Origin of the sequence: Vibrio ziniensis (assembly GCF_011064285.1) — a bacterium.
GTDB classification, from domain to species: domain Bacteria; phylum Pseudomonadota; class Gammaproteobacteria; order Enterobacterales; family Vibrionaceae; genus Vibrio; species Vibrio ziniensis.
Map to the genome: position 1 here is coordinate 814291 of NZ_CP049332.1, position 15698 is coordinate 829988.

A 15698-nucleotide genomic window follows, 5' to 3' on the forward strand; every position below is an offset into this window, starting at 1 on the left:
TATGATGATGAACAGCCTAACAGTTAACGGGAAGCTTGGAACTGTAACTATCGACACACTGCCAATTCAGTGTCGCTGGTTGGTGGATTTCAAACAGTCACACTTTACCTTCAAGCTTTCCAGTAATGGTCAAACGGCTCACATCACGGAAGAGTATAGCAACGAGAGTTGCTATACCTTGTCTGATATAGAGCTAACCGCAAGTCGCTACTACGATATTGAAGTCACCGTGTATGGTACAAATAGTGAGGTTGAAGTTCTTAACGCTTCTTTAATCAGTGGTAATAAAGGGGAGTTCCAAGGTCGCTGGATTACGAGTCATTCAGAGCCAGTCTCGGATGAACACTACTATCAGGATTGCCCTAACTCTATATTTAGAAAGCAGTTCACAGCAGGTAAACCAACTTATGAAGCGCTTATTCATATCGTGGGCTTGGGGTATTACACTCTTTTTGTTAATGGTCAGAAGGTTTCAAACTATGAGTTGAATAATGACTGGACCAATTACTCGGAGCTTGTGTATTACGATACCTTTGATATTTCAAGCTATCTTCAACAAGGCGAGAATGAGATTGTTGTAGAACTTGCAAATGGTTGGTACAACCCTGCACCTTTAACTCTGTTTGGCAAATATAACTTACGACGTAATCTCACGACGGGTCAGCCGACGTTGCTTGCTGATGTTGTGCTTAAAGATCACGATAATCAACGTGTAATATCAACAGACGTGAGTTGGGAACGTACTGCAGGCCCATATCTTTTCAATAACCTATACCTAGGTGAAGTGATTGATTTTCGATTGCTTGAACAAATTGAAAATCGCTTAGTTAATCCAGAATGGAAACCTGCCCTTGTTAGTGAAGGGCCAACCGGTACACTGAAGCCTAGCTATCTTGACAAGATATGTCGCGGAGAGGAAGTGGCTCCTAAGCATATTCACTCGCTTTCTGCTACTGATCATATAGTTGATTTCGGTACTATGATCAGTGGTTTTATCTATGCAGAGTTCACAGCACAAGAAGGTGATGAAGTCGAGTTTCTGTATAGCGAGCAGCTTGCACAAAACGGTACTCTGGATACGGACTCAACGTTGGCAGGTTTTGTTGGTAAAGACGTGGAACCTGATGTGATCGTGCCAGGAGGTGCGGGAGCACCAAAGCGTGGAGAGCAAAGAGATCGCTGTATCTGTCGCACAGGTAAAATGCACTTTATTAACCGTTACACCTACCACTCATTTCGCTTCGTTCAGGTGACAGGTATAACGCTTGAGCAATTGCATCAAATTAAGGCTGTGTACGCGAATACGCTGTTGTCTCCAACAGGTCGTTTTACCAGTTCAGATGAACATATTAATCGCCTATACCATGCTGCCGAAATCACGAAGCAAAATAACATTCACTCTGTTATTGAAGATTGTGCTCGTGAAAGGCTTGCCTACGGCGGCGATATGGTCGCACTCGCCCATTCGCAAGCAATGATGTTTAACTCAGCACAGCTTTATGAAAAAACCATTAAAGACTTTATTGCTGAACAGAGAGTTAATGGCGGTTTCCCTGAAACGGCTCCTTTTATGGGGATTCAAACAAAAGGGACCGGAGAGGGTGCAGGTCCGCTTGGCTGGCAATTAGCTGTTCCTTATTTGCTTAAAACTCATTATCAATATTATGGTCAGCAAGCTCTGGTGATTGAATTGCTACCAGCTTTAGAGCGCCAAATGAAGCATTTGGATTCGCTTGACCAAGACCAGCTTGAGCAATTCTGCTTAGGCGATTGGGGCAGTAAAGTCGCGGATAAGAACAATATCAAGAACGGTTCGCCAGCACTCTCTTTTACCGCTGCGTGTTTTTACTATTACCACCTCACGCTACTGGTTGAACTTTGTAAGGTTGCGGGTTGGGATGATAAGTATGGCAAATACAATCAACAGGCTTTGGACTATAAGCAAAAGTTGATTAACCGGTATCGTAATAATGATGGTAGCTATGCAGATAGAAGCCAAACCAGCTATGTATTCGCGCTCTATTTTGACTTAGAGGCAGATCCTCGCCATCTGATTTTGGATCTCAAAGGCTTAATTCAAAACGCTGGGTTTGATATCGAATGTGGCATATTTGGTCAAAGTTTCTTGTACCAAATTGCAAACCGTTGCGACCTGAATCAACTTATTTACCCTTGGTTGAGTAACTCAATTGGCATTCCAAGTATGTTGCAGGATGGTAGTGGCTCATTGAATGAATTTTTTGGAGAGAACTACAATGGTTCGTGTAACCATGCCATGTTTAGTTCGTATGTCTCATGGTTATATAGTGGGCTAGGTGGTATCTCAGTAGATAGTAATGCCTGTGCGGCAGACCGAATCACTATTCAGCCATTTTTTGAACCCAATATTGATGGTGTCAATTGTGCTTTCCAATCTGTCCGTGGGGAAATCAGTTGCGCTTGGCAGCGTGAGAAAAGCGGTAATATCACCTTGACCGTTCGTGTTCCGAAAGGGCTTAAATCAGCGCGTTTGATACTCCCTAAAGAGTGGCAAGAAACCATTCACCAATTACCAGTGAAAATAGTGAATGAAAACCTTGTGCAGTTCAACATATCTGAAACGCCAAAGTTGCAACTTACAATGAAGACTGGTTTATTAGCCGTCAACGAAAACTGCTAATAAAAGGCTCATTATGCTTGATGCAAAAGTACATGAACAATTGCTTGTACATACTGACAAAGAGTTAGAGGTCCTTGAGAACAAGCCTGACTTTAGTCCGGTGTTTTTTAAACGTTTAGAGGGTGACTTCTATCGTGACCGGCATATGTTTATTGAGAAGCATACTCGTTTTATAGCAGTTCCCATGCACTCTCATGACTTTATAGAGTTAGTCTATGTTTATAGCGGTAAAATGCGTCAAGTTGTTAACGGCAAGAGTGTTGAATTAAAAGCGGGCGAATTATTGCTGCTTAATCAATACGCTCAGCACGAAATAGAAGTTACAGGTGAAGACGATATAATAATCAACTTCATTATTGAAGCTGATTATATTGCCAGATTAATATCACTTTTTGATGATGAAAACTTGATTACTAAATTTATTTTATCTTCTATTAACGGGAGAAATAAATCTGGTGAGCATGTTCACTTTAAAGTGAGTCATGATAATGATATTCAAAAAGCAGCCTGCAAAATTATCAATGAGATATACAGTGATAAAGTTTTAAAGCAAATGAGGGTACATTTTCTCGTTGGTTTACTTATTACTAATTTATTATCAAATGTCGATAATAGTGACTATTACATTAGCTCTAACTATATTGATTCTTTAGCTTTATCCGTGTTGAAGTATATTGATGAAAATTATCAAGACGCTAGCTTGAAAGTGATAGCAGATAAAATTAATCAGCCGAATTACAAGGTAAGCCGTCTTCTCAAGAGCTATACAGGTAAAACATTCAGTGAGTTAGTGATAGAAAAGCGTATCGAAAGAGCTATCTACCTATTGACGTATACTGATTACTCTATTATTGATGTGATAAATATGACAGGGTATGAAAACGCATCACATTTTTATCGTGTATTTAAAGATAAATATAATGTGAGTGTAAAAGAATATCGTGATTCTATAAAAGCTAAAGACGATGTATCATTTGATTGTTAATTTGTCATGTTAGTTAAAAATAAAAGCCAGCTTAATGCTGGCTTTTATTTTTTTAGATTGAAAACAACCTATTCATGTTAATAAATGTGAGCTTACTCAACACTTATCACTTCTTACTCTATACGATTTGCTTACTAAATCACACTGTGCACCAACCGACAAACACAAGTGCAACATCAGTTATAACAATACTACCTCCTATTAATTCATAATGAATTTATTGATTAATGACTAACTGTAAAGGCTACAGATTAGGTCTGTTCAATAAATATGAGATGAGCAAATAAATAAGTAAAAGTACATCTCAGATTATAAAAATAACGGAGTGAAATTAATGAAAAAGTTGAATTTAGTAGTGGCTATTTCAGCGGCACTTACTGCAACTGCATCCCTACCAACAATTGCTGATGATTCTGTACAGTTCCATGGTTTTGCTATGGCTGCTGGTGATTTTCAAAGCGAACTAGATAGACCAAAAAACCTTGCTTTACATACAGATATTACCGGTCCAAACCAAGATCCACGCGGTAAGATGGGTGACCTTGGCAACACATACTGGCATGACTACTTTACTGCACTCTCACTAAACAAACGCTTTGATGGTGTTGAGGAAGGTGAGTGGGCTGATTTTACTTTTGAATTGCTAGGCTATGGTGATAAATCTGTTGAAGCTTCACAAATGTACGTTCAATACGGTGGTTTGGATTTCCTACCGGAGAATGCTCGTGTTTGGGCGGGTCGTAAGTATGCTGGTGAGCGTATCCGCAATCTGGCTTACAATATTCGTGAAATCAATGTGGATTCCGGTATTGGCTATAACAGTGACAATTTGGATGTAACTATTGGCTACAACCAAATTGACTGGGCAGACCTAAACGATAATCAGATGGGATTGATTCAAGCTGTAGAAGGTTCACGAGTAGTATTTGATTTTGCTTATCGCTTTGGTAACGCCGAAGTGGGTGCAAACTACATGCAAGAGAAAGACGATCCGATTTTCCAACAAGAGCGTGAAGCATACAGTGCGTTTGCTAAATACAAATTCGGTTCATTCTTGGGGCTTGCTGGTAATTCAAGTGCGATGATTCAAGGTGGTAAAGGTCTGATTGCTCAGTATCTAAGTACTGCTCGCATTAGTGGTTTAAGTGAAGAAGACGACAAATCTATGCGTTTTTCTTACTACGGTATGATTCACCAGTTTGAAGGTTTCACTATTGAACCATCATTTGTTTATGAATATACCGATCGTGCAGAACAGCGCCGAGCGACTAGTGTTCCAAATACTCAAGCTGGTGGTACTTATGAGTTTGGCAATGCTGAGGAGCAAGGGTTATTCGCTGCACTGAGTGTACATCAAGCACTAACCAACAATATTTCTATGCAGTACGAAGCTGTTTACGCAAACAAAACTAACCGTGATGGTGTCGAAGGCGTAGATGGCAGCATGTACAAATTGGCAATGGGTCCATCACTTCAGTTGAAGAGTGTTCCATGGGCAGTGCCTGTAACTAATATCAGCGTTGCATACGTTGGTGGTGATGAAGAAATAACGGATCTTCCTGTTGAGTCTGAGTGGCGCTTCGGTTACCGCTTTGAAGTCTTTTTCTAATAATTCGTTGTTAATCTATGTGTAGTAAGTTCGATCCCATTTGGGAGTGAACATATTCAAGGGATAAGTATATGAAAGCGATAAAAAAAGTATTGTTTGTTGCAACATTAGTAGCTACATCAACCATAGTAGGTGCTGCTACTAAAGAGAGCCAAGAACTATCAGTTGAAATGACCGTTCCACCGATTCGTTTGAACTCTGATTTTGTCTATTCAGAAACATTTAACAACATGGGGCGTCCAATCAAATTATCAATGGACGTGATTCAACCATTTTCTCCTGAGCCTTTACCAGCAGTACTATTTGTGACTGGTGGTGGCTTTATGGATGCGCCAAAGACTAAGTTTATTGGTCAACGTGTAGACATGGCTCGAGCGGGTTATGTCGTTGCAAGCATCGACTACCGTGTTGTTCCAATGGTTAAATTTAACGGTATGGTTGAAGATATTAAATCAGCTGTTCGTTACATGCGTGCTAATGCTCAAAAATTTGGTATCGATCCTACTCGTATTGCGGTAATGGGCGAGTCTGCGGGGGGGTACTTGGCAGCAATTACTGCAACAACTAATGGTATGAAGGAGTTTGATAAAGGTGCCAACCTAGATCAAAGTAGTGATGTTCAAGCGGCGATTGATTTGTACGGTTTATCAGATTTAACTCGCGTTGCTATGGATTATGACAAAGAGAGACAAAAGAAACACGAGTCTCCAGCAGTGCCAGAAGCAATGTTGGTTAATGGTGTTCCATTTATGGAAGGCGGCTCAATCCAAAGTGATCTAGAGAAAGCGGCTTATGCTAACCCTATTACTCATATCTCTAAAAAGACACCGCCATTTTTGTTGATGCACGGTGACAAAGACCCAGTTGTTTCTCCAGGTCAAACCAAGATTTTGCATGAAGCTTTAGTAGAAAAAGGTATCGATTCTACTCGCTACGTTGTGAAAGGCGCAGACCATGCTGGTTTCCTTTGGTATCAACCAGAGATCATGGAAACGATCATTGCGTTTTTAGACAAGAATCTAAAGTAATTTAATGAGTTATAAAGCTGTCTTATTTGGGTTCATGTAAAGTCCCAATCAACTTCATTCTTGTATTGCCGATGTGCTGATAACACCCACACATCGGCCTTTTTGTTTTTAACGCCTAGATAAGCAAGCTGATTTTGATTACGCCAATGAAAGTACAAATCGCTTTAGCGTAAGCCTAGTTCATGAGCCATTTCATTATAATTGGCTTCAATAGCATTCCGAGCTAGTTTTTTTCGAGCACCTGCGGGGGCGATATCATTTTGGAACTGGATCATGGGTGTTGAATCAATTTTTGCTAACTCTTTGGCCTTCCATTGTTCAAGAGACAGTTGTATTTGCTCTGGGGTGAGTGTTTCCTTTATAACTTGAGCACTCATATCTTCAATTGCATTACAAGCCAGCACATTCGCTGATAAAAACAATCCCACGAAGGATATCAATTTGGTTGTATTCTTCATGTCGAACTCCTTTCTGTTGATGCCAAGTAAACTTTAGCTTAAAAAATAATCGATCGTTAACTTTCTCTTGGGTTAAATACACGAGTTTCGTTATGAATATTTTGTTCATACTGTGACGACCTCTTCTCTTTGCACCAAACGACATATCCGATTGCAACAGCAGTTATAACAATCTTTAGGCTCGCAACAGATAATGATTTCATCGAAGAGCGAACAGCTTAGTCCGATAGCAAGAGGGTAATCTTTGGGAGATAACCAGAGTAAAAGATATCCAATTCAAAGCGGTGTTGTTTGTTCTGCTGTTAGAAATTTAATTCCGCAATGACGAAAATTTAAGGTAGAAACTTATGGCTAAAATTCTTCTATGTTGTGCTGCTGGCATGTCTACAAGCATGGTTGTAAAGAAAATGCTTCAAGCTGCTGAACAAAAAAATATTGCAGTTGAAATCAACGCAGTTGGGCTGGATGAGTTTGATGCAAACCTAGCGAATTACGACTGCTTCCTGCTTGGTCCACAAATCAAATACAAGCTGAACGACTTTAAAGTTAAGGCTGATGCTGTTAATAAGCCTATTGCTGTTATCAACCAAATGGATTACGGCATGATGAAAGGCGGCAAGATCCTTGATGAAGCTCTAGCGATGATTGGCTAATTTAAATTCAATATATTTATAACGAGGGTTCGTTTCCAAAACCCTCGTCATACCAAATTATAAAACTTAGAAATATTTAGTGGGAGTTGTTATGGATCTCGAAGCTACCGTAATGGAACTGATCATCAACGCTGGTGAGTCAAAAAGTTTAGCAATGCAGGCACTAGCGAGTGCTAAAAAGGGTGAGTGGGAAGACGTTGATGGACTTTTAGAAGAGTCTACGGCGGCTGCTAAACGTGCTCATGGTGTTCAAACTGAACTTATTGGCTTAGATGAAGGCGAAGGTAAAGTACCAGTGAATCTAGTGATGGTGCATGCGCAAGACCATATCATGACTTCAATGCTTGCTCGTGAATTGGTTGAAGAGCTAATCAACATACACCGCAAACTTCAATCTTAATCCTTAGGTCTCACGATCCTAGCTAAGCCGCGCTGATAGTTCGGCTTAGCGTATCAATTTCAAGAGTAAGTAAAATGAAAAAGACATTCCCGGAAAACTTCCTTTGGGGTGGTGCAGTTGCTGCCCATCAGGTTGAAGGTGGCTGGAACCAAGGTGGCCGAGGCCCAAGCATCATGGACGTTTTAAGCGGTGGTGCTGTTGATAAAGAACGTGAAATTACAGATGGTGTATTAGCCGATACTTTTTACCCAAACCATGAAGCGATTGATTTTCACGGTCGATACAAAGATGACATTGCACTTTTTGCCGAGATGGGTTTTAAGTGTTTCCGTACTTCAATTTCGTGGACTCGAATTTTCCCTAAAGGTGATGAAGTTGAACCGAATGAGGAAGGCTTACAGTTCTATGATGACTTATTTGATGAGTTATTAAAGCACGGTATTGAGCCTGTTATTACCCTCTCTCACTTCGAAATGCCACACCATTTAGTGAAAGAGTACGGCAGTTGGCGTAACCGTAAAGTTATTGATTTCTTTGTTCACTACTCTGAAACAGTGATGAAGCGTTACGCTAAAAAAGTAAAATACTGGATGACTTTCAACGAAATCAACAACCAGAAAAATCATACCTATCCACTATTTGGTTATGCGAACTCTGGCGTTGTTTTCAACGATGACGAGAAGCCAGAGCAAACCATGTATCAGGTTGTACACAACCAGTTGGTGGCGAGTGCGAAGGTGGTCAAACTGGGTCGTCAAATTAATCCAGATATCCAAATCGGTTGTATGATTGCGTTTATCCCAATCTATCCTTACACCTGTGATCCTAAAGACGTTCTATTTGCTAATCAGTCAATGCGTGATCGTTTCTTATTCAGCGATGTTCATATTCGTGGTGAATATCCGTCTCACATTGAAAGTGAATGGGAATCTAAGGGCTACAAGATTGAAATGGACTCGCAGGATAAAGGCATCCTGAAAGAGGGTTGCTGCGATTACATCGGCTTCAGCTACTACATGTCGGTTGCGGTATCTGCAACAGATAAGAGCGAAGCCAAAGGTTTAACAGGCTTCCCTGGCAGCCTGCCAAATCCACATGTTGGTGTTTCAGACTGGGGCTGGCAGATTGACCCTGTTGGTCTTCGTTACTCATTGAATATGCTGAGTGAGCGTTACAAAAAACCATTGTTCATTGTTGAAAACGGCTTTGGCGCGGTGGATAAGGTTGAGGAAGACGGCAGCATTAATGACGACTACCGCATTGCTTACCTTGAAGCTCACATTAGTGAAATGAAAAAAGCCGTTGTTGAAGATGGTGTAGACCTTATCGGTTACACGCCTTGGGGTTGTATTGACTGTGTTTCATTTACCACTGGTGAATATAAGAAACGTTATGGTTTCATCTATGTTGACAAGCACGATGATGGTAGCGGTGATATGTCTCGCTCAAAGAAAAAGAGCTTCCATTGGTATCAGGGTGTTATTGCCAGCAATGGTGCAGATCTTTAATTAGAGTCACTTAATTAAAATGAATTAATTAAGAACTCACTGCTAAAGCTGCATCCAATTACGGTTGCAGCTTATTTTATTTTGAGCTATTTCATCTTTGTTTTTAAGGCTGCTTATGATTTATTTAAAATCGAATGAATTCTTTGTTAGCTCTGAGATTCCGTTCGCAACCGAGTTAAGAGCGCCCCAAGAACCCTATCCAGAACACTCGCATGCTTTTGAAGAGCTGATGCTTGTGTCTGGAGGCTCAGGTACCCACGTAATTAACGATATCCCGATGAACCTGAGTAAAAATTACGTCTGTTTTATCAAAAGGGAAGACCGCCATCTGTTCGAGAACGTGGAGGGGCTGCATTTAAGTAATGTGTTGTTCGACCAAAGTAAAATGGCAGTAGATTCGTCCATCGCAAAGTATATCCCAGACACCGCCGATCATAGTCGAGGTTGGTTCATTAATGAGCAAAGTAGCGAAATGGCCAATAGCCTTATTATGCGTTTGGACAGTGAAATTGGCGTCGATACGCTTGAATCCAAGATTGTTTGCCAGTCGCTGTTTAACTTATTGTTGGTTGAGTTATCGCGCGGTCGTATTCACTCCCTCGACGCTGAATCTGAGGAAGAGAAAGTGTTGTCTGTGATGCAATATCTACATCAAAGCTATGCAGAGCCAGTAACCTTGCAAGACTTTACCGAAAAGGTGAGCATTTCGTCTAAGCAGTTATCTAAGATTTTATTTCGCATGACAGGAATGAATTTCAATAAATACCTGAATCACATTCGTATGAGTAAGGCACTTGAAGCTTTGAAATACAGTGACCGCTCCATCACTGATATTGCTTTTGAAGTTGGTTACCAAGATTCAAATTATTTCTCAAGCAAGTTTAAGAGGGTGTTTAATGTTACGCCAAGAGAGGTGCGCTTGGGGGCAAATATAAGGAATTAAGATGTTTAGTGTAAATCAGATATTTGGCGACCATATGATCCTCCAGCGTCATAAACCTATCGTCATTTGGGGGATGGGCACTTCGGGTGACACAGTAACGATTACGTTAGAAAAAGTCGCTTCTTTGGAATATGACATGCTTGTTACGCTGGATGTGATTGTCGAGGAAAGTGGAGAATGGATAGCAGAGCTGCCTGCGCAAGAAGCAGCTGTTGAGCTTGTTTTGTCAATCTCTGATAGCACCAATAAACTCAGCTTTAATGATATTGGTATTGGAGAGGTGTGGGTCGCAGGCGGGCAGTCTAATATGGAATACCACGTTCACTTTGATGCCAATAAAGCAGACATAATACAAAATCAAAAAAGTCGTGATATTCGATTTTTCAATGTTGCACAAATTTCAATTCCTGAAATGGAAACTCAGTTCGACTATAAGGAGTTTTATGTTTGGCGTTGCTGTACACCAGAAGACTTACCCCATTTTTCTTCCGTTGCTTACTACTTTGCCCATGATTTAAACCTAGCACTGGATATTCCCGTAGGCATTGTCGGGTGTAACTGGGGAGGAACACCAGCTTGTGCTTGGGTAGAAGAGTCATATCTAAGAGATACAAAAGCTGAGATTTGGCTCGATGAGTATGAGGCTAAGCTAGAAGGGATCGACTTAGCACAAGATAAAGAGCTTTACTTAAATCAGCCAAGCAGTGATACCAGTCAACCTTTGAAATCGATTGAAGGTTTAGCTGGCAAAATTATGTATCCCGGTTTAAGTGAAGCAGAACAAGCTCAAATGGTAGATGAAGCCGCTAGTATCCCGAATCAACAAGCAGCAATAAGTGGAGGTCCCCACCATCAATACCGACCGGGCGGACTATACGAGAATATGCTGACTCGAATTACCGCCTTCACAGTGCGTGGAGTAATTTGGTATCAAGGTGAGAGTGATTCGCCGCATGCGGATGTGTATTTCTCAACATTTAGTCAATTAATTCGTTGCTGGCGTGATGCGTGGGGAGAGTGTTTACCTTTTCTTTTTGTTCAGTTAGCCCCGTTTTCTCGTTGGCTTTCTCTTGATGGCGGTGCATTTCCTGAATTGCGCAGGCAACAACAAAAAGTGGCCGATAAAATCGAAAATACTTGGATGGTGAGTTCGGGTGACGCCGGAATGGAAATCGATATTCATCCAAAGATTAAAAAGCCTATTGGTCAACGTTTAGCTTTGCTTGCGCAAAATCATATCTACAAGCAAGAGGTTATGTCGCAAGCGCCAAGATTTAAAAGTGCTACCAGAACGAATGAATCTATTTGTATTGAGTTTGAATATGCTGATGGTTTGCACCTAGTAGGAACCAGCGTTAATGCTCTTTCTTTAGAAGATAAAAGTGGTAACAGTATTTGTTATGAGAGCTTTAAGATTGAAGGTCGTTGTTTAGTGTTATTTGGTCACTTTGAAGATGCGGTTTTGATTAAATTTGCTTCAACACCGTACTATCAAGTCAATCTATACAACAAATCTAAGATCCCCGCGCTGCCATTTGAAGTGGGCTGTTAGTGTTTATCAGAGTTCGTTTGCCTATACGTTGTAGCAAAATTATTAAAGTGTGAGCTATGCATTTCTACCCTAGACAAAAATGCTCGATGAAAAATCTCGGGGTAGAAAATTAAAGTTATTTGCCACGTTACTTCGCTTTAATACTTCTACTGATTATGAGGGGCCTGTGAAATTAGGTGTATCAGTTGCTGTAGACGAGTAATGCGTTTAGCAACCCTCACTGATGTATTTCCCCCAAATACAAACCTCCTGAAACCAGAGGTTACTTAGTAGCCTCTACTTCACCAAAGGTGATCTTTATGTATTTAAAAAAAACATCTGTCTATCAAAATGAAGTTTTGTTGCTGCTGCATGAACTGATGTATACATCAAAAGGCTGTTTGAGTTTTAAACAATTGCAAGCCAAGCTAGGTTCGAAGGTTGAGAGTGATATGCGTCATTTGTGCTTACACGGAATGCTTTCTAACTACATCGAATTTAAGAGTTCTTGTATACAGCTTACGGAGCGCGGTATGCAGCATTACCTTGAGAAGCAAACGCCACCGCCAATATTCGATTTGTGTTCTTAACACCGACCGAAAAGGCAGATAGGGTCGTAGAATTCATATCGTAATCGTAATTTCTCTATTAATTCAATTCACATTGACGAATTGTAGAAAAGAGCTATTCATCATTCGCTGAGTCTATGTGTTTTATAAGCTTTGCTGGTACTCCTCCTACAACAGTATTGGGAATCACATCTCTGTTTACTACCGAACCGGCAGCAACTACAGCTCCATCACCAATGATGACTCCTTGTAATATGGTTGCATTAGAACCTATCCATACGTTATTACCAATAACAATCGGTTTAGGAATTGTAGTGCCTCGTTTATGAGGAGCCATTTCATGATTGAGGGTTGCTAACACCACATTGTGGCCGATGAGGACGCCATCACCAACAGTAATCCCTCCCTGATCCTGAAAACAGCAACCGGAATTGATGAAGACGTTCTTACCAAAGCTAATGTTTTTACCGCAATCGGTATTGAATGGTGGAAACACCATAAAAGAGTCGTCGATAGGTTTTCCGATTAGTTGAGACATAATCTCTCGGATTTCCTCTGGTGGATGGTAGCTCCCATTAAGTTTCGCGGTTATTTTTAGAGCTTCCATTGCGAGTTCATAGCATTGCTGGTGTATTTCTGAATTTCCTTCTATCACACCACCTTCACGCATGTATTGTAAACATTCTTCCAGAGTCACTATGTTTCCTTAACTTTGTGAATAGAGTGATTCCAAATCATGGAGGTGTAGAGCGTTTAGGTCAAGTTTTAGCTTTATGGACTGTTTCTTTTGTTTATCAATACTTAATCTTCACCTAGAACGGGAAGTACGTATTGTCCCATTTCGTCGATAATTTCATCTGCGGGTCTGCGAGAAGGTTTTAGATTAAGAGCAATATGATTAACCCCTAACTTTTTATGTTTGATTAGGCGATCTATAAGCGCGTTGCGTCCGATCCTGACGACGTTATAAAAACGTTGATAAGGGGAATCGGGGTTTGCATCGAGGTCGAAAAACGTTGCATAGCCGTACTTAGGTGCTGGATTATCTCCAGCAGCAGTTTTTAGTTGTGAAATAAGCTGTTTAATTGCATGTTCATCATCAACAGACCATATCCAGGCGTCTACATTGTTTGCTAACCATTCAATTGGTTGGCGAGAGCGACCGACAGCTATCATGGGGATCCGCCCATTTACGGGTTTGGGATGGAGATCGAGATTGCCTTTTACGTGCCATAATGTTGGGTCGCCATTTGTGGGAAATGATCACTGTGTAAACGGTTAATGACATCAATAGACTCACGATACAGTTCTGCACGTTTATCAAAATCAATTCCGAAAGCCGGATACTCGACAGGACGGTCACCCGTTGATAGACCTAGTACAAAACGTCCGCCAGTGAGCAAATCTATTGACGCGGATTGTTTAGCTACTGAAATCGGGTCACGTAATGGTAATACGATACCTGCTGTCCCAAGGGTTATCTCATTTGTTACCGCTGAGAGGTATCCAGCATAGACAAATGGGTCTATGATTTGGGCCGCGTCACCAAAGTTAGGGTCGTAAAATGGGACATCACGTGCCCAAATACTGGCAAAGCCGGCTCTTTCTGCTTGTTGAGCAATTCTTAGATGGTCCTTTAGAGTCGGGAATGGTTTACTTGGGTAAGCTTCCAGCGGAGTTAGTAATCCAACAGATACCTTATTGTCGGAAAACACGCGCTGAAAACTGGTTGGAAATGATAGTTTGCTTTTATTCATCGCTTTTGAACTCTTATTTTTCTGGGATATTAATGAGACTCTTCTGGCCATAAAACATCTAATTCACTGCGTGAAATTCTCCATTCTCCGTTTACACGAACATATTGATCTACGTAATGTCCTAAGAGCAAAAATGGATGTTGAGATTGTTCACGGTCAGTAACGAAATCTAGTAGGTAGCAGCTACCTGATGCATTGTTTTCGTCGATTAAAGTAATATCGTGATTAGTAACCGCGTGTACGAAAGGAAAATGTGCACGGTTTTTTGTATCAAATGTGTGGTACGCCTCTTTTAGGCTTTGTTTGATTTCAGTTAAACCTTTCATTGAGCCAACGGTAACTTTAACTTCGGCATCTTCAGTAAAGACTTCTCCCATTTTTTCAGCTTCGCCACCATCAAGTAGCTGGCTGTAGCGTAGTCTTAATGCTCGAATTTCTTCACGATCAAGAAGGGCGTTAATACGTGTGTTGTTGTTGGACATGGTGTTTCTCCGGTTAATGATTTAGGTCAGGTTGTTTCATCTAACAGGAGATATTGTATTGACTTGTTTTAAAATGATAATACAGTTTAAATTCCATTAATTGCATCTCATGGTTCCATAATGAAGGTTGTCCAGACTCAATTCTCAGGTGTGATTGAATACGTTGAAACGCTACGAACTGGTTCATTTACTGCTGCTGGCGAACGCTTAGGGCTTACTGGTTCAGCGGTTGGTAAAAGTGTCACTCGGTTAGAAAAAAAATTAGGTACGAAGTTACTGCATCGAACGACACGCAGTTTAACTCCAACCCCAGAGGGCCAGCGCTATTTTGAAGGTTGGATTGGTATACTGGATGAAATCGACAGTTTGGAGCAAGGTGTTGTCGCTGGAAGTGTTCAGGTTTCCGGAAGCATGAATGTCCATCTCCCAGCAGCATTTGGAAGAAGGCACGTGATGCCAGTTTTGCTGGAATTAACTAAGAAATACCCGAATCTCGATTTGTCGGTTGCATTTAGTGAAAGGCGTATCAATTTGATTGATGAAGGTGTTGACCTCGTTGTGCGCATAGGGACATTGGCTGATGATGCGGATTTAATTGCAAGACGATTAGGGCGCCAACGATTAGTTTTGTGTGCCAGTCCCAAATATCTTGAAAAGAAGGGGACTCCTAAGCTAGTGACTGAATTGACAGAACATGACTGTATTGTCGGCGGTCAAAGAAGTTCTCAACCCGCATGGTTGTTTAGGCGTGAAAACGGTGAAAGTTTCGCACAGATAGTTCATGGTCGGTATTGTTTTAGCGATGGTGACGCAATGCTCTCTGCGGTCTTAGAAGGTGTGGGGATATCTCAGTTACCAACTTGGTTGATCAATGAACATCTTGCGACAGGTGCGTTAGTGACTATTTTAGATGAATATGCCGGTGCCGAAATGCCAATACATGCGGTATGGCCGCGTTCACGATATTTAAAGCCGAGACAACGAGTAGTGATTGATGCATTGGTAGAAGACGCTGAAAAAACAGGTTCGATTTATCAATTATGACTTAGTATTCTCCCCTAAATGTATTGCTTTAGCTGTAACTCATTGTGTTTCATTTTAAGATACTGGCAAAGT

General features: G+C 41.0%; 16 protein-coding genes. 11 read left to right on the forward strand and 5 right to left on the reverse strand.

Going from position 1 to position 15698, the window contains the following annotated elements:
• The first annotated feature begins 1 nt into the window (after window position 1).
• The 4 genes from G5S32_RS18645 (at window position 2) to G5S32_RS18660 (ending at window position 6281) form a co-directional block, all read left to right on the forward strand.
• Window positions 2-2659 (forward strand): family 78 glycoside hydrolase catalytic domain, encoded by a 2658-nt coding sequence (locus G5S32_RS18645; RefSeq protein ID WP_165313658.1) that lies wholly within the window; start codon window positions 2-4, stop codon window positions 2657-2659.
• A gap of 13 nt (window positions 2660-2672) precedes the next feature.
• Window positions 2673-3644, forward strand: coding sequence for an AraC family transcriptional regulator (locus G5S32_RS18650; RefSeq protein WP_165313659.1), 972 nt, complete (start codon window positions 2673-2675; stop codon window positions 3642-3644).
• A 334-nt stretch (window positions 3645-3978) separates the two neighbouring features.
• The gene (locus G5S32_RS18655; RefSeq protein WP_165313660.1) at window positions 3979-5253 is read left to right on the forward strand and encodes a carbohydrate porin; all 1275 of its coding nucleotides are present in this window, start codon (window positions 3979-3981) and stop codon (window positions 5251-5253) included.
• A 71-nt stretch (window positions 5254-5324) separates the two neighbouring features.
• Entirely contained in the window at window positions 5325-6281 is a 957-nt protein-coding gene (locus tag G5S32_RS18660; RefSeq protein WP_165313661.1) for an alpha/beta hydrolase, read from the forward strand.
• A 164-nt stretch (window positions 6282-6445) separates the two neighbouring features.
• On the opposite strand, the gene G5S32_RS18665 is transcribed toward G5S32_RS18660, so the two are convergent.
• Window positions 6446-6739 (reverse strand): hypothetical protein, encoded by a 294-nt coding sequence (locus G5S32_RS18665; protein ID WP_165313662.1) that lies wholly within the window; start codon window positions 6737-6739, stop codon window positions 6446-6448.
• Window positions 6740-7086: 347 nt separating this feature from the next.
• On the opposite strand from G5S32_RS18665, the gene G5S32_RS18670 reads away from it, so the two are divergent.
• The 6 genes from G5S32_RS18670 (at window position 7087) to G5S32_RS18695 (ending at window position 12364) form a co-directional block, all read left to right on the forward strand.
• Complete coding sequence (locus G5S32_RS18670; RefSeq protein ID WP_165313663.1) at window positions 7087-7392, forward strand: PTS sugar transporter subunit IIB; 306 nt, start codon at window positions 7087-7089, stop codon at window positions 7390-7392.
• A 91-nt stretch (window positions 7393-7483) separates the two neighbouring features.
• A complete protein-coding gene (locus tag G5S32_RS18675) occupies window positions 7484-7792 on the forward strand; it encodes a PTS lactose/cellobiose transporter subunit IIA (protein WP_139046770.1) in 309 nt (102 codons plus the stop codon).
• A gap of 74 nt (window positions 7793-7866) precedes the next feature.
• Window positions 7867-9300 (forward strand): 6-phospho-beta-glucosidase, encoded by a 1434-nt coding sequence (locus tag G5S32_RS18680; protein WP_165313664.1) that lies wholly within the window; start codon window positions 7867-7869, stop codon window positions 9298-9300.
• Between the two features lie 115 nt (window positions 9301-9415).
• Window positions 9416-10243, forward strand: coding sequence for a helix-turn-helix domain-containing protein (locus G5S32_RS18685; protein ID WP_165313665.1), 828 nt, complete (start codon window positions 9416-9418; stop codon window positions 10241-10243).
• Between the two features lies 1 nt (window position 10244).
• On the forward strand, window positions 10245-11795 hold the full coding sequence (locus tag G5S32_RS18690; RefSeq protein ID WP_165313666.1) for a sialate O-acetylesterase: 1551 nt from the start codon (window positions 10245-10247) through the stop codon (window positions 11793-11795).
• 299 nt (window positions 11796-12094) lie between these two features.
• The gene (locus G5S32_RS18695) at window positions 12095-12364 is read left to right on the forward strand and encodes a hypothetical protein (protein ID WP_165312825.1); all 270 of its coding nucleotides are present in this window, start codon (window positions 12095-12097) and stop codon (window positions 12362-12364) included.
• Window positions 12365-12458: 94 nt separating this feature from the next.
• Here G5S32_RS18695 and G5S32_RS18700 read toward each other — a convergent pair whose 3' ends face one another.
• The 4 genes from G5S32_RS18700 to G5S32_RS18710 form a co-directional block, all read right to left on the reverse strand.
• Window positions 12459-13040 carry a DapH/DapD/GlmU-related protein gene (locus G5S32_RS18700; protein WP_207621636.1) on the reverse strand — a complete coding sequence of 194 codons (582 nt, stop codon included), beginning with the start codon at window positions 13038-13040 and terminating at the stop codon, window positions 12459-12461.
• Between the two features lie 104 nt (window positions 13041-13144).
• Window positions 13145-13519 carry an LLM class oxidoreductase gene (locus G5S32_RS21475; protein ID WP_207621637.1) on the reverse strand — a complete coding sequence of 125 codons (375 nt, stop codon included), beginning with the start codon at window positions 13517-13519 and terminating at the stop codon, window positions 13145-13147.
• Between the two features lie 47 nt (window positions 13520-13566).
• Window positions 13567-14100, reverse strand: coding sequence for an LLM class flavin-dependent oxidoreductase (locus tag G5S32_RS21480; protein ID WP_207621638.1), 534 nt, complete (start codon window positions 14098-14100; stop codon window positions 13567-13569).
• A 29-nt stretch (window positions 14101-14129) separates the two neighbouring features.
• Entirely contained in the window at window positions 14130-14582 is a 453-nt protein-coding gene (locus G5S32_RS18710; RefSeq protein ID WP_165313667.1) for a nuclear transport factor 2 family protein, read from the reverse strand.
• A gap of 120 nt (window positions 14583-14702) precedes the next feature.
• Between G5S32_RS18710 and G5S32_RS18715 the strand changes: the two genes are divergently transcribed.
• The gene (locus G5S32_RS18715; RefSeq protein WP_165313668.1) at window positions 14703-15626 is read left to right on the forward strand and encodes a LysR family transcriptional regulator; all 924 of its coding nucleotides are present in this window, start codon (window positions 14703-14705) and stop codon (window positions 15624-15626) included.
• The last annotated feature ends 72 nt before the right edge of the window (window positions 15627-15698 follow it).

Coding starts and splice junctions, on each gene's coding strand:
- G5S32_RS18645 (WP_165313658.1), top strand. CDS start 2: ATGATGATGAACAGCCTAACAGTTAACGGGAAGCTTGGAACTGTAACT.
- G5S32_RS18650 (WP_165313659.1), top strand. CDS start 2,673: ATGCTTGATGCAAAAGTACATGAACAATTGCTTGTACATACTGACAAA.
- G5S32_RS18655 (WP_165313660.1), top strand. CDS start 3,979: ATGAAAAAGTTGAATTTAGTAGTGGCTATTTCAGCGGCACTTACTGCA.
- G5S32_RS18660 (WP_165313661.1), top strand. CDS start 5,325: ATGAAAGCGATAAAAAAAGTATTGTTTGTTGCAACATTAGTAGCTACA.
- G5S32_RS18665 (WP_165313662.1), bottom strand. CDS start 6,739: ATGAAGAATACAACCAAATTGATATCCTTCGTGGGATTGTTTTTATCA.
- G5S32_RS18670 (WP_165313663.1), top strand. CDS start 7,087: ATGGCTAAAATTCTTCTATGTTGTGCTGCTGGCATGTCTACAAGCATG.
- G5S32_RS18675 (WP_139046770.1), top strand. CDS start 7,484: ATGGATCTCGAAGCTACCGTAATGGAACTGATCATCAACGCTGGTGAG.
- G5S32_RS18680 (WP_165313664.1), top strand. CDS start 7,867: ATGAAAAAGACATTCCCGGAAAACTTCCTTTGGGGTGGTGCAGTTGCT.
- G5S32_RS18685 (WP_165313665.1), top strand. CDS start 9,416: ATGATTTATTTAAAATCGAATGAATTCTTTGTTAGCTCTGAGATTCCG.
- G5S32_RS18690 (WP_165313666.1), top strand. CDS start 10,245: ATGTTTAGTGTAAATCAGATATTTGGCGACCATATGATCCTCCAGCGT.
- G5S32_RS18695 (WP_165312825.1), top strand. CDS start 12,095: ATGTATTTAAAAAAAACATCTGTCTATCAAAATGAAGTTTTGTTGCTG.
- G5S32_RS21475 (WP_207621637.1), bottom strand. CDS start 13,519: ATGATAGCTGTCGGTCGCTCTCGCCAACCAATTGAATGGTTAGCAAAC.
- G5S32_RS21480 (WP_207621638.1), bottom strand. CDS start 14,100: ATGAATAAAAGCAAACTATCATTTCCAACCAGTTTTCAGCGCGTGTTT.
- G5S32_RS18710 (WP_165313667.1), bottom strand. CDS start 14,582: ATGTCCAACAACAACACACGTATTAACGCCCTTCTTGATCGTGAAGAA.
- G5S32_RS18715 (WP_165313668.1), top strand. CDS start 14,703: ATGAAGGTTGTCCAGACTCAATTCTCAGGTGTGATTGAATACGTTGAA.